This is a genomic window from Acidimicrobiia bacterium (genome assembly GCA_040880805.1).
Lineage (GTDB): Bacteria > Actinomycetota > Acidimicrobiia > IMCC26256 > DASPTH01 > DASPTH01.
The window spans coordinates 1-11,869 of sequence record JBBDHW010000043.1 but is presented as its reverse complement, the minus strand read 5'-3'; the positions used below and the strand labels follow the sequence as shown (position 1 = coordinate 11,869).

The 11,869-nt window shown below is 68.8% G+C and carries 17 protein-coding genes; 8 read left to right on the top strand and 9 right to left on the bottom strand.

The features are described 5' to 3' along the window. The 4 genes from WD271_11295 to WD271_11280 all read left to right on the top strand — a co-directional run. A partial coding sequence (locus WD271_11295) for an inorganic phosphate transporter (protein MEX1008417.1) occupies nt 1–582 on the top strand: 582 nt, incomplete at its 5' end. Continuing rightward, the gene (locus WD271_11290; protein MEX1008416.1) at nt 579–1,190 is read left to right on the top strand and encodes a DUF47 family protein; all 612 of its coding nucleotides are present in this window, start codon (nt 579–581) and stop codon (nt 1,188–1,190) included. The genes WD271_11295 and WD271_11290, both read left to right, overlap by 4 nt. A 61-nt stretch (nt 1,191–1,251) precedes the next feature. Beyond that, entirely contained in the window at nt 1,252–1,548 is a 297-nt protein-coding gene (locus tag WD271_11285; protein ID MEX1008415.1) for a hypothetical protein, read from the top strand. Then, nucleotides 1,545–2,012, top strand: a complete 468-nt coding sequence (locus WD271_11280; protein MEX1008414.1) for an SRPBCC family protein — start codon at nt 1,545–1,547, stop codon at nt 2,010–2,012. Before WD271_11285 ends, WD271_11280 begins: the two co-directional genes overlap by 4 nt. Before the next feature lie 14 nt (nt 2,013–2,026). On the opposite strand, the gene WD271_11275 is transcribed toward WD271_11280, so the two are convergent. From WD271_11275 to WD271_11260, 4 genes are all read right to left on the bottom strand, one after another. Beyond that, nucleotides 2,027–2,467 carry an SH3 domain-containing protein gene (locus tag WD271_11275; GenBank protein MEX1008413.1) on the bottom strand — a complete coding sequence of 147 codons (441 nt, stop codon included), beginning with the start codon at nt 2,465–2,467 and terminating at the stop codon, nt 2,027–2,029. 43 nt (nt 2,468–2,510) lie between these two features. Next, nucleotides 2,511–2,825 carry a hypothetical protein gene (locus tag WD271_11270; GenBank protein MEX1008412.1) on the bottom strand — a complete coding sequence of 105 codons (315 nt, stop codon included), beginning with the start codon at nt 2,823–2,825 and terminating at the stop codon, nt 2,511–2,513. A gap of 22 nt (nt 2,826–2,847) precedes the next feature. Next, complete coding sequence (locus tag WD271_11265; protein ID MEX1008411.1) at nt 2,848–2,976, bottom strand: hypothetical protein; 129 nt, start codon at nt 2,974–2,976, stop codon at nt 2,848–2,850. A gap of 236 nt (nt 2,977–3,212) precedes the next feature. Further along, nucleotides 3,213–3,593 (bottom strand): PIN domain-containing protein, encoded by a 381-nt coding sequence (locus WD271_11260; protein MEX1008410.1) that lies wholly within the window; start codon nt 3,591–3,593, stop codon nt 3,213–3,215. 77 nt (nt 3,594–3,670) lie between these two features. On the opposite strand from WD271_11260, the gene WD271_11255 reads away from it, so the two are divergent. Then, complete coding sequence (locus WD271_11255; GenBank protein ID MEX1008409.1) at nt 3,671–4,183, top strand: HipA domain-containing protein; 513 nt, start codon at nt 3,671–3,673, stop codon at nt 4,181–4,183. A 231-nt stretch (nt 4,184–4,414) separates the two neighbouring features. Here WD271_11255 and WD271_11250 read toward each other — a convergent pair whose 3' ends face one another. After that, nucleotides 4,415–5,128, bottom strand: a complete 714-nt coding sequence (locus WD271_11250) for an endonuclease V (protein ID MEX1008408.1) — start codon at nt 5,126–5,128, stop codon at nt 4,415–4,417. A 386-nt stretch (nt 5,129–5,514) separates the two neighbouring features. On the opposite strand from WD271_11250, the gene WD271_11245 reads away from it, so the two are divergent. Beyond that, nucleotides 5,515–6,225: a hypothetical protein gene (locus tag WD271_11245; GenBank protein ID MEX1008407.1), complete on the top strand. Its 711-nt coding sequence runs from the start codon at nt 5,515–5,517 to the stop codon at nt 6,223–6,225. A 66-nt stretch (nt 6,226–6,291) separates the two neighbouring features. On the opposite strand, the gene WD271_11240 is transcribed toward WD271_11245, so the two are convergent. Further along, complete coding sequence (locus WD271_11240; protein ID MEX1008406.1) at nt 6,292–7,614, bottom strand: hypothetical protein; 1,323 nt, start codon at nt 7,612–7,614, stop codon at nt 6,292–6,294. 292 nt (nt 7,615–7,906) lie between these two features. Here WD271_11240 and WD271_11235 point away from each other — a divergent pair, with 292 nt between their 5' ends. Both WD271_11235 and WD271_11230 read left to right on the top strand, forming a co-directional pair. Continuing rightward, nucleotides 7,907–8,176 (top strand): DUF1778 domain-containing protein, encoded by a 270-nt coding sequence (locus tag WD271_11235; protein MEX1008405.1) that lies wholly within the window; start codon nt 7,907–7,909, stop codon nt 8,174–8,176. A gap of 46 nt (nt 8,177–8,222) precedes the next feature. After that, nucleotides 8,223–8,672, top strand: coding sequence for a GNAT family N-acetyltransferase (locus WD271_11230; protein ID MEX1008404.1), 450 nt, complete (start codon nt 8,223–8,225; stop codon nt 8,670–8,672). Here the strand turns inward: WD271_11230 and WD271_11225 are convergent. The 3 genes from WD271_11225 to WD271_11215 are packed head-to-tail and all read right to left on the bottom strand — an operon-like array spanning nt 8,650 to nt 11,817. Next, nucleotides 8,650–8,808, bottom strand: a complete 159-nt coding sequence (locus WD271_11225) for a hypothetical protein (protein MEX1008403.1) — start codon at nt 8,806–8,808, stop codon at nt 8,650–8,652. The two genes, WD271_11230 and WD271_11225, sit on opposite strands and share 23 nt — an antisense overlap. A 1-nt stretch (nt 8,809) precedes the next feature. After that, nucleotides 8,810–9,754 carry a DNA-processing protein DprA gene (locus WD271_11220; GenBank protein ID MEX1008402.1) on the bottom strand — a complete coding sequence of 315 codons (945 nt, stop codon included), beginning with the start codon at nt 9,752–9,754 and terminating at the stop codon, nt 8,810–8,812. Next, nucleotides 9,754–11,817 (bottom strand): RecQ family ATP-dependent DNA helicase, encoded by a 2,064-nt coding sequence (locus WD271_11215; protein MEX1008401.1) that lies wholly within the window; start codon nt 11,815–11,817, stop codon nt 9,754–9,756. The genes WD271_11220 and WD271_11215 overlap by 1 nt, the downstream gene beginning before the upstream one ends. Nucleotides 11,818–11,869: the final 52 nt, after the last annotated feature.

The window sequence follows — 11,869 nt, the reverse complement described above, 5'->3', positions numbered from 1 at the left end:
CTCGCGATCGCGCCCGTGTTCGGGCTCGCGGCCGGGATCGTCGCCGACCGCGTCGCGCGGTGGCTCACGCGTCGCGCGACCGTCCGCGTGCGCGGCCCGGTGCGCGGGGGACAGTGGGCGATGTCGGGCGGGCTCGCGATCACCCACGGCGCGAACGACGCGCAAAAGGTCGTCGGCGTGGTCGCGCTCCTGCTGCTCGCGAGCGGCGAGATCTCGTCGCTACACGCACCCGCGTGGGTAGAGCTCGCGTGCGGGGCCGCGCTGACCCTCGGCACGGCGTTCGGCGGCTGGCCGATCATCCGCACGCTCGGTGCGCGCATCGTGCGGCTGCGGCCACTCGACGCGCTCTCCAGCCAGACCGGCTCCACCGGCGTGCTCCTCGGCGCGACGCTGACGGGCGCGCCGGTGAGCACCACGCAAGTGGTGGCCTCGTCGGTCGTCGGCGTCGGCGTCGGCAAACGACGGGTTCGGCATGTGCGCTGGGAGGTCGTCCGCGCCATGCTGATCGCCTGGCTGATCACGGTTCCCGTGACGGCCGCGTTCGCGGTCGTGGCGCTGGTCCCATGGAGGTGGCTCGCGTGAGCACGAAGCGATGGTTCCTACCCGACAACCCGCACCTGCTCGACATGCTCGGCCGGCAGGCCGACATCACGATGGACGGCATGGAGGCGCTCGTCGCGTGGGCGGGCGGCGATCCCGCGGCGGGCGACGCGGTGCGCGACCGCGAGCACCAAGCCGACGACCAGAAACGCGAGCTGTGGCGCGGGCTGCGCGACGCGTTCTCGCCGCCGCTCGACGCCGAGGATCTCTTCACGTTGTCGGCCGAGCTCGACGAGGTGCTCAACAGCGCGAAGGATCTCGTACGTGAGATGGAGGTGATGAACCTCGAGCCGAACGAACCGACCCGCCAGATGGTCGGCCTGATCGCCGACGCGGTCAGCCACCTCGTGCAGGCGTTCGCGCACCTCGGCTCGAGCGCCGGCGACGCGACCGAGGAGGCCGACGCCGCGATCAAGAGCCAGCGGCGCGTCGAGCGCGCCTACCGCGCCGCGATGTCGGCGCTGCTCGACGAGGCCGACGTGGCGACGATGTTCGCCTGGCGCGAGATCTACCGGCGGCTGTCGCGCATGGGCGACCTCGTGCACGCGGTCGCCGAACGAGTGTGGTACGCGGTGGTGAAGGAAGCGTGAGACCGGAGGCCGCCGCGAGGTGACAGTGGTGCGAGCCGGAGAGATGGGGAAGGATGGGGCCATGAAGGGCGATCGGGTCGAAGTCGTCGTCGACGTGGGGGGCGGGGAGACTCGCATCTATGAAGTGGTGGCCGCACGCGCCGGGCGGCGGGTCGAGACCACCACGAGCCGGGGCGTGGTGGAGGTCGCCGAGGTCACGCGGACCGGGCAGGTCGTGCGCACCGCCCAGTTCATGCAGTCGCGGGTCGTCGCCGTGGTCGAGCACCCCGCCGACGACGGCGCGGTCGATGGCGAAGACCTCTCCCCGTCGCACCGCCGGAACCAGCCGCCCGACGACCAGGAGGCGTTGTACCTGTGACCACCACCGTCCCCGGCTCCGACGTGGAGACCGTCGAGCGCGTGATCCCCGCGCCGCCGGAGAAGATCTTCGACCTGCTCGCCGACCCCCGCCGTCACCACGACATCGACGGCTCGGGCACGGTGCGCGACGCGAAGGACTCACCGGAGCGGCTGTCGCTCGGCGCCACGTTCGGCATGTCGATGAAGCTCGGCATCACGTACACGATGACGAGCACCGTCACCGAGTACGACGAGAACAAGCGCATCGCGTGGCAGACGCGCGGGCCCGGCAAGATCGGGCAGAAGTTCGGCGGACGGATCTGGCGCTACGAGCTCGAGCCGGTCGACGGCGGCACGCGCGTGCGCGAGAGCTGGGACATCTCGCAGGAGCGCACGAAGGCGATGGTGCGCCCCGCCCGCAAGAAGACGCGCAAGTCGATGGAGCAGACGCTCGCCCGCATCGAGGAGCTCGTCACGAGCTGACGCACATCGCCCGTTTAGATGCTCGTGCAGACGGGGATGACCGATGGGTCGTTGATCGCCGTGCCGACGGCAACGTACTGGCTGGTGATGTAGCCGGTGAGCTGGTTGAACGCGACGCGAAGCCACTTGTTCGAAGGCCCCAACGGTCCGGGGATGGTCTCGCCGTCGATCACGCAGACCGCGAGCACCTCGTAACCCGTCTCGACCGTGCCGACCACCGAGTAGGTCGTTCCCGGTCCTGACCGGACGTTCACTCCGGTCGTGACCTTGTACGACCGGAGCGAGGGAATCAGGAGCTGTGTCGTCGTGGTCGACGAGGGACTGCTCCCGTCTTGTGACGACGACCCATCGTCGTTCGAGTCGTTCGCGTTCGAGCCGAAGAGCACGGCACCGGCACCGACGCCGACCAGTACGACGACGGTGAAGAGCACCCAGAACGCCGCGCCTCCTCGCATCGAGCTGTTCGCGCGTCGAGCGGACATCGCAGCGGCGACCGCGCTACTCGAGCGAGAGCTTGTAGTGCGCGAACTCCTCCACGCGGGCGACGAACGCTTCGCTCCGGCGGAACCGTGGTGCGATCTCGGCGTGCGACGCACCGCGAGACCGCCATCCCAGCACGCATCGCTCGAGCGGGCGAAGGTGCTGGCGGCCGCCGCCGACCGGCGCGGTGCGCCCGGGGAGCCGCGCGAGCGTGATCACGCGGGCGACGAAGTCGGGACTGCACCGGAACCGGGCCGCGATCTCGGCTTCCGGCACGCCGTCCTCGACGAGCCGCAACATCCGTCGTTCGATGGGTCGCAATCCTGTGGGCACCACAGCACCCCCTACCGCGTGGCTATCCGTGGCTCTTCTTGTTGTTCCTGCGGACCTTCCGGCGCTGCTTCTTGCCAGGAGGTCCGCCCGAGCCTCCCGCGTCGGTGAGGTCTCCGCTCGTTCCGTGTCGTTTCGATTTCTGCTTTGCCATCGCTCCAAACTACTCGGCGGTTCAGATATCGAGGACCCGGCGTCGAATTCGTTCATCACGAGTGAGCGCAACAACGCGCGAGGTCCGTACCGCGTTCGAGCTGGGAGCACGGGCGGCGCCGTCGCAACCCCGTTGTAACGTGCGGGTGTCCATCTCGAGGCGGTGAGGGACCTGGCCCGTCGACCGGCCGCCAACCGGCCCTGTGTGACACAACGTTGGCAGTGCGCACGACCGGGTCAGGCGTCGACGACGGGTAGCGACGAACGCGCGGCGACAAGAAGGCGTGCGATGTCGTCGCGGTCGTCGGTCACGATCTCGGCGGCATGCGCCACGGCGAGGACCACGACCGCGGCATCGACGATGTCACTCGTCTGCGAACGCCCGAGCAACCTTCCTGCTGTATGGGCGTCTGATTCGTCGAACGCGACGACGTCGCAACCGCGCAGGAACCGCCGCAGCTGGGCTTGACGACTGGACCGACTGACCTGCCCGAGAACGGGTGCCGGCACGAGCGGGACGATGCCCGCCTCGAGGCGGACGCAGTGGTCTGCCCACATCGTGCGTTCATTGCGGTCGGCCGCGACCAACGCGCCCGCGTCGTACACCGTCGGGTTCATGCATTCCGCCGCGCTCGTCGCGATCGGCGCTCCAGTCGGTCTCGGGCGGCGGCGAGCTCTTCGGCCGTGAGCCGCCCGTGGCGCGCCTCCCACTCGGCGACACCGGCCAAACCCTCACGGACGACCAGCGTTCGGCGCGCCGCCTCGGTCATCCTGGGCTCGCGGGCGCTGCCCAGGCGCCGGTTGTCGCCGCACGCGATCTCGTACGGCAGTTCGCATTCACGTACCTGACCTGCAACGGCGACGCGCACGCGAAGAACTTCTCGGTGCTCCGCCTACCCGACGGCGAATGGCGGGTCACACCGGCGTACGACCTCCCGAGCTCGTATCTCTACGGGGACAGCACGCTCGCGCTTCCGATCGCGGGAAAACTCGACGAACGCGTCGGCCGCGCCGACTTCGTCGCGCTCGGTGAACAAGTGGGAGTGCCGCCGCGCGCGACAGAGAGGGTCTTGGACAGCCTCCTCGATCGGCTCGACGCGTGGCTCCCCGAGATCGACGAACTGCCTTTCGACGCCCGGGTGCTCCACAAGTTCCGCCGCGCCGTCGAATACCGCCGCGCTCGGCTCGCGCCGCGGTCAGCACGGTAGGAGCGAACCACGCGGGGGTCTGGTTCGACGAGTCGGCGCTCGTCCGTCGTCGTTCACAAGGACGGCGCGCCCGACCGGTGGCTTCGAGGAATGCACGGAATCGCGCCGAGAGCTCGACTCGTGCAACCGTTTGTCGTCGGAGAGGTTCCAGACGAAAGGATCCGTGCCCAGTACCCCTCCGTGTCCGAGCGACTGCGCCGTTCGGCGCGAGCATGCAACCGGGTTACGACATCAACCTCCGGTGGCGCGAGCGTCGGCGCGTGACTTCCGGGCGATCGTGCGTGCACGCCGCAGCGGTTCGGGGGCGCGCACCTTCCCGGTCGACGCGAGCACCACGCGGACGGCAGTATCCACGTCGACGCGCCAGGCAGCGTGCACCGCGAGCGACCGCACGTTGCGTTGTGTTCGCACCCATGCACCCACGACCTCACCGCGCAACCACAACGGCGCGCGGTCCCCGCGTTCGAGCCCGGGCTCGTCACCCGCAGCGAGCAGGGTCCGTTGCGTCACGCCGATGGTCGGGATGCCCAGCACCGCGCCGAGCTGGAGCGCGAGCCCCGCGCCGCGCGGGTGGTCACGCCCGGTCGCGTCGACCAGCAACACGTCCGGCCGAATCGTCAACGCGTCGACCGCTTCCGTGAGCGCGGGGCCCTCGCGCCGCGCGAGCTGTCCGCGCGCGTATGCCGCGCCGACGACGCACGGCACCACCGCGCTCGCCACCGTCGTGAGACCGGGGCACTCCACCACGGTCGCGGCGGCCCATCCGTGGTCGCCCGCGTGACCCGGGCCTTGTTCACCTGGCGCGAACGCGAGGAAGCACCCGCCGACGAGGAACGGCTCGCCGCCGGGCTGCCAGGGCGGCGGCGTCAGCGCTGCGAGCCGCTCCTGTTCGCGGGAGAGTGCCGCGGCATCGTGCGGCCACACGCGGTTGGACGCGTCGTGCACTCGTCGACCATACGGGCACGTCCCGCAACCGACGCGTGGTCAGCCGTCCCGGCGTCGTCCGTCCTGCGCGCTCCGATATGACAGCATTCCCGCCATGCAGCCGTCACTGCGTCGGTGGTCGGTCGGAGTCGGGTTCCTCGTTCTCGCCGTGGTGTCCGCCGCCATGACCGGCGTGTCTGCGGGAGTCGACGACCCGACGTGTTCGTGAGCCCGAGTCAGGATCTCGTGACGTACATCCACGGCTGCTGACCGCTGCGCTCGATCCGGCGAACACCGGTGGCCAGCGCGTCGACATCATCTCGATCAGCTACGAGTCCTGCGAACCGCAGATCAAGGATCCGTTCGGTCCGAGCGAAGCGCTCCTCCAGCAAGCGGCGGAGGAAGGCGTGTGGATCTTCAAGGGCTCCGGAGATTCCGGGTCGTCGGGATGCGCGCCCAAGGGCCAGTGCGACGTCGATCCCGACACGCATTTCCTCGCGGTCGATTGGCCGGCGAGCTCCCCGTGGGTGACCGCGACCGGCGGCACGATGGTGCCCAAGAACGAATCTGCGCTCACTACGCCCGGCGTCGCGTGGGGCGACCCCGCTCCGGGGTGCAGCGGCACCGGGGGCGGCGTGAGCACGCTGTACGACCGCCCGGACTGGCAACAGAACATTCCGAATGGCCTGGCCGATCCCACCGGGAATCGGATGGTTCCCGACGTCGCGAGCCTGGCCGGGAAGCCCGGTTACGAGCTCTACGCACCCGGCAACCCGCCACAACCCGAGTTCTCGTGGCAGCCCATCGAGGGCGACAGCATGACCGGACCGTTGTGGGCGGGCGCGATGTCGGTCGTGAAGAGCGCGCTGGTCGGGCGCGGTGTCATGCCACCCGTGCTGTTGAACCCCGCGCTCTACACAATCGCCTCCGATCCCACGACGTACGCGACGGTGTTCCACGACATAATGAGCGGCTCGAACGACCTCTACGCGCTCGGCGGTTGCAGCGCGGGCCCCCGCTACGACCAGACGACTGGCCTCGGCGAGGTCGTGTTCAGCGAGCTCGCCGGCTCCCTCGCGTTCGACACGCTGCGCGCAGTTCCGACATTCACCCGGTAGCCGTTCCCGGCACCGAGGCCCCGCGAGCGGGCGCGCCGACGTGATTCGTGAACTGGAGCGAAGCAGTCATCGTTCGTACATTTGGGCGCCGGAGTCGAAGCCGCTGATGTCGGCGGCCCGCGTGCCGGGGAAGATCTCCACCTTCAGGCTGCGGTCGTCGACCAGCTGCATCAAGACCGTTCCCGTCACGCTGCTACCGGCCCGGGTGCGGAGGTGGGGCAGATAGGTCCTGCCGTCCCAGGCCTGGCCGGTGTCGGCGGAATAGTGCTCGATCTGGCCGAGCTCGTACTTGATCAAACCGGTCGACGGGTCGACCGTGGCAGGATCGGGCGCGTTGCCGACCACGGCGAACTGCTGCGCCGTTCCTTGATAGTTGCCGAAGGAGATGTCGATCTGCCCGGGATCGCTGCCGTCGTAAACCACCGCCAGGTGGCCATCCCAATAGCCCTCGCCGGAATGCTGCAGCCCGGCATAGCCGCCCGAGCCGACGCGGAACCAATTGCCCACCAGCTTGCCGTCGATGTCGTAGTCGATCTTGCCCCAGCGCGGCGTGGCATCACGCTCGTCGAGCGCCAACAGCTGGCTCTCGAGCGGCTCCTTCATGTAGTCGAAGAGGTCGGCCACGTGGGTCTTCCAGGCCTCGGCCGCCGTGTACTGGGCGGGGTGAACGAAACCGGTCAGGGTGATGTCGTCGTTCTCGACCCACACGTCGATGCCTCGAGCGGTCGGCAGGCCGGTGTAGCCGATCAGTTCGCCGGCCTTGACCGAGTAGTTGGGCGTCTTGGTCTGGTTGCTTCCCAAGTCGCCGAGCTTGTCTCCCAACATGCCGGCGAGCCGCACCATGTTGCTGAAACGCACCCGGAAGGTGCAGGTGGCCTCGATGGTGACCGCGTAGTCGTCGAAGGTGGCGGCCGCAGTCTGATCCGACGTGGCGGCCGGTGCACTGTTGCGGACGGTGCGGGTGACGCTGGAGATGTTGCCGTCCATCGGCGCGTAGACCGGCGCCTGCTGCGGCGGATCGGCCGCGGCGCCCTTGATGTAGAAGTAGCCGTGGTCGATCGGCGTGACGTGGCCGCCGGTCATCAGGCCCATCGGCAGAATGAAGACGATGTCATCGACAGCGATGGGCGAAGCGGTGATGGTGCCAGCGCCCTTGCCCCGGCAGGCAGGCGAACCGCGCGCTCCGGTCTGGAGCTTGCTCTTGTCGCAGCCGGTGGCCGTGGCCGATGCGCAAAGCGGCATGCCGCGGGAGGAGGACGCCTGAGGCTGGTTGGCTCGGGCGCTGTGATTGTGGGGCCGGGTAGCCACGTAGGCCGCCGCGCCTCCAGCGACGAGGACAACCGCGGCCAGCGCGGTGATGACCGGGCGGCGGCTCAATTGACGACCCATCCGCACCAGTGCTTCCGCAGCACGCGCTTGCCGGCGATCAAGGCGAACGTGACGGTAACACTCGGCCGCGTCCGAGGAGATCCACCGGTACCAGTCACACCTCGAGCTGGCCGGCGTGCTGTCGATACGAACGGACTCGAACCGCTTCCACTACTCGTTGGCGCGGCCGACGCGTCGGTCAGGCGCTCGCCCTCGCTGGAGATTGGCCTGACCGAACGATCTGTGCCGAGACGCGCCGCGAGGCGGGTGGCGGTTGCTCCTGTACGTCGATCTGACGTACAGTGATCCTCTCATGGACACGAAATCCAACCGTTGGACCCTGAGGGTCACGCCGAAGCAGGACGCGGTGGTCCGGCGCGTCCTCGACGCAACCGGCGAATCACTGAACGAGTACGTCGTGCGCCACGCGCTCGAGGCGGCCGAGGCCGACCTGGCCGATCGGCGCGTGTTCGCGCTCGACGACGCAGCTTGGGCGGAGCTCCAGGCAGTCCTCGACCGTCCCACGATCCGCAAGCCCGAACTCGCCAAACTCCTCGAACAGCCCTCGGTTCTGGAGGAGTGAACCGCTGAGTCGGTATGTCGGACCGCTCCTGCTCGAGCCCGGCCACGTGCTCGACGAGTTCGATTGCGGCGACCCTGCCCTGAACTCCTGGCTTCGCGACAAGGCCTTGCACAACCAGCGAGAAGGTGGCAGCCGGACGTGGGTAGTCGTTGAAGCCGCTCTCGTGGTGGCGTACTACGCGTCGAGCACCGCAGTCGTGCTTCGAGCCGAGGCAACTACACGGGCGCGGCGCAACCAGCCCGATCCTCTCCCCGCGATCCTCCTCGGCCGCTTGGCCGTCGATCAGAAACATCAAGGGCACCGACTCGATGAAGCGTTGCTCGAGCACTTCGTCCTGAAGTCTCTCGAAGTCGCGGAGCTCACCGGCGTCCTCGTCCTCCTCGTTCACGCCAAGAACGAGTCGGCGCGCGACTTCTACCTCCGATACGGGTTCGAGCCGTCTCCGATCGACGAGTTCACGCTCATGCTCCTCGTCAAGGACGCGAGGTTGCGCTGAGCCCGCCTCGCATGGCCGTGCGCAGGTCGTTGTTCTTGTCGTCGTACGGGTGGCCGCAGGCCGGGCACACATCCCAACCGGGCATCTTGGTTTCGCCGTAGATCGGGCACTGCTTCTTCTCGCTGCTGCTCGTCATGTCAGACCTCGAGTGCGAGTTGTTTCGACGGGCTTGCTTCGACTGACGAGACGCGCCCAGGCAGTGGGAAGAGTTCGTCGATCGAGGCGACGGGCGTCGCACCGAGCTCGACGAGCTTCGCGTTGCCGAGTCCTGCGCCCGCGCCGGTCCACACGACGACCGGTGCAATGTTGCGCCGGAGCGCCTCGGTCGCGCCGCCCCAGGTGCCGCCCTGTTCGAGGTCCGACGCGACGACGAACGTTGCTTGCGACAACGCGTAGACGATCTTGTTCCGGCCCATCGCGTTCGCGACGGTGAACGGCGCCAACGGCCGGTACGGGCTGCACACGCACAGCTGACCGTCGGTGATCGCACGCCGGACGTCGGGATCTCGGACCGTGCGCAGCAACGAATCGGCGAGCACGCCGACCGCGATGCCATCCGACTCGAGCGCGCCCTGCATGGCAAGCCGGTCGACGCCCCTCGCGCCACCCGAAACGACACCCAGGCCGTGCGCTACCGCTGCACGCGCCGCGTCACCCGCGATCTGCGCGCCGTCCTCCGCAACGTCGCGTGACCCCACGATGCCCAGGAGCGGCGTGGCGAGAAGCCCGACGTTGCCCGCGGCATACAACGCGGGCGGTGCACGGTGACCCAGCTCGCGCAGCGACGCCGGGTAGCCGTCGTCGACCGACGAGACGACGCGCACGCCGGACTGCTCGAGCTCGTCGAGCGCGAACGCGAGCGCGGTCGCGGCATCGAAGCGATGCACCATCCGCTCCGCCAGCGAGAACTCGACGCCCGAGGTTGCAACCCGGTCCGCGTCCAGGCCGAGCAACGAAGCCAGATCGCCGACTCGATCGAGCACCGTCCAGTACTCCGCTGCCTTCAGCGGCTCCACCGGTACGTCAACCAGTCGCTGCGTGAGGAGAACCGCGGCGAGCGAGGCCTCGGAACGAGGCGCCATCAGTCGCTCAGCGCCCGGGCCAGCACGAACGGAAAGGCGGGCCCGGAACCCGCGGCGAGCAGCGCGTCACCCACGCACGTGAGCGTCCAACGCGAGTCGACGATGTCGTCGATCAGGAGCACCGGAGCATTCGGAACGGGCATCGCGACCTCGAACGCACCATAGGTGTTCCGGCACTGTTGAGCGCTGTTCTCCATCTCGTTCTGCGGGGGGTTCGCACGCACGCGTCGCACGACGTCGCGAAACTCGAGTTCGAGCGCCAGACCGAGCCGGCGGGCGAAGTCGGGCACGAGCTCCCGCGACGACGTGGACGGGATACACGTGATCCACTCGGGACGCGGTTCGGGTCCCCACCGCCGAACGAGATCGGCCGCTGCGGCAACGAGCTCGTCGGCGTACTTCTCACGGTCGTGCTTCGCGCGCCGCACGAGCCCACCCCAACCACCGTCGTTGTACACGCTGAGGCATCGCCCAAACTGGAGCTGTCGCTCCGGAGCGATCCGGCCGCGCGGCTCGTCGAGCCCGACCGGCCATTGGAGTCGCGGCTCGATGGGCAGCTCCGTGGTGCGCAGGTGCAGCGCCGCCGCGGCGACGAGCTTCCGGTCGAGCTCGACCTCCCATCGTTGCCCGGTGCAGTTGTCGCATCGCCCACAGGGTTCCACGGTCGGATCGTCGAGCTGCGACCGCACGAACACCATCCGACACTCGGGCGTTTGCACATACTCCGCCATCGCCCGCTGCTCCGCGCGACGAACCGCGGTGACCCGCTCCACGCGCTCGGCGTCATACGTCCAGGGCGCGAGCGTGCTTCGCCACCCGCCGTCGACGCGTTCGACGGCGCCCTCCACCTCGAGCACTTTCAGCATCGCAAGCAGCCGCGTCCGGCGAGCGTTGACTTCGGATTCGATGCCGGCGATGCCCATCGGCTCCGCGCGCGCTTCGAGCAACGCGACGAGCTGTTCGGCTTGCCCCTGCGGCGGGAACGCCGAACTGACGAAGTAGTTCTGGATGTCGACGTCTTCGTGTCCGTGCAGCAGCACGCCGACGGCGCGGTCCATCGCACGACCGGCTCGCCCGACCTGCTGGTAGTACGCGATCGGCGACCCCGGGCTCTGGTAGTGGATCACGAACGCGAGGTCGGGCTTGTCGAAGCCCATACCGAGCGCGGAGGTCGCGACCACGACCTCGAGCGAGTTCGCGAGCAACGCATCCTCGATCGCGACGCGGTCTTCGTTGTCGCTCGCTCCGCTGCACGCACGCGCGTCGATCCCCTGGCTGCGGAGCCAGCCCGCGACGCGGTCGGTGTCGGCGACGGTCAGGCAATAGACGATGCCGGAGCCGGCCAAGGCAGGGATCACGGTGGCGAGCCATGCGAGGCGCATGGCCTGTTCCGGAAGATCGAGCGCGCCGAGCACGAGGCTCTCGCGGTCGAGCGGCCCTCGGATCGTCTCGAGGTCGGTGCCCAACTGCCCCTGGATGTCTTCGACGACGCGATCGTTCGCGGTAGCCGTCGTGCACAGCAGCGGCACCCCTCGCGGCAACAGCTGGAGGACGCGTGCGATCCGCCGGTAGTCGGGCCGGAAGTCGTGACCCCAATCGCTGATGCAGTGCGCCTCGTCCACCACCAACAGCCCGACCGACTTCGCGAGTTCCGGTAGCACCTCGGCTCGGAAGCGATCGTTGTTCAGACGCTCGGGCGAGATCAACAAGAGGTCGACTCGCCCGGCGGCGATCTCGGCCTCGACTGCCTTCCACTCGTCTCGATTGCCACTGTGGATCGTCGCCGCCTGCACGCCGCCACGTTCGGCCATGAGGAGTTGGTTGCGCATGAGCGCGAGCAACGGCGAGATCAGCACCGTCGGCCCCGACCCCCGATCACGCAACAAGCGAGTCGCGATGAAGTACACCGCGCTCTTCCCCCACCCGGTGCGCTCGACGACCAGCACGCGTCCGCGCCGCTCGACCAGCTGCTCGATCGCCTCGAGCTGACCGGCACGAAACGCGGCATCAGGATCGCCGGTCAGCCGACCCAACAGCTCGAGCGCCTGGCCCTCCACGGTCACGAGCGGATCGTACGAGTGGGGTGAGACGCCCAAATCCGGCACGGAGCTTCCC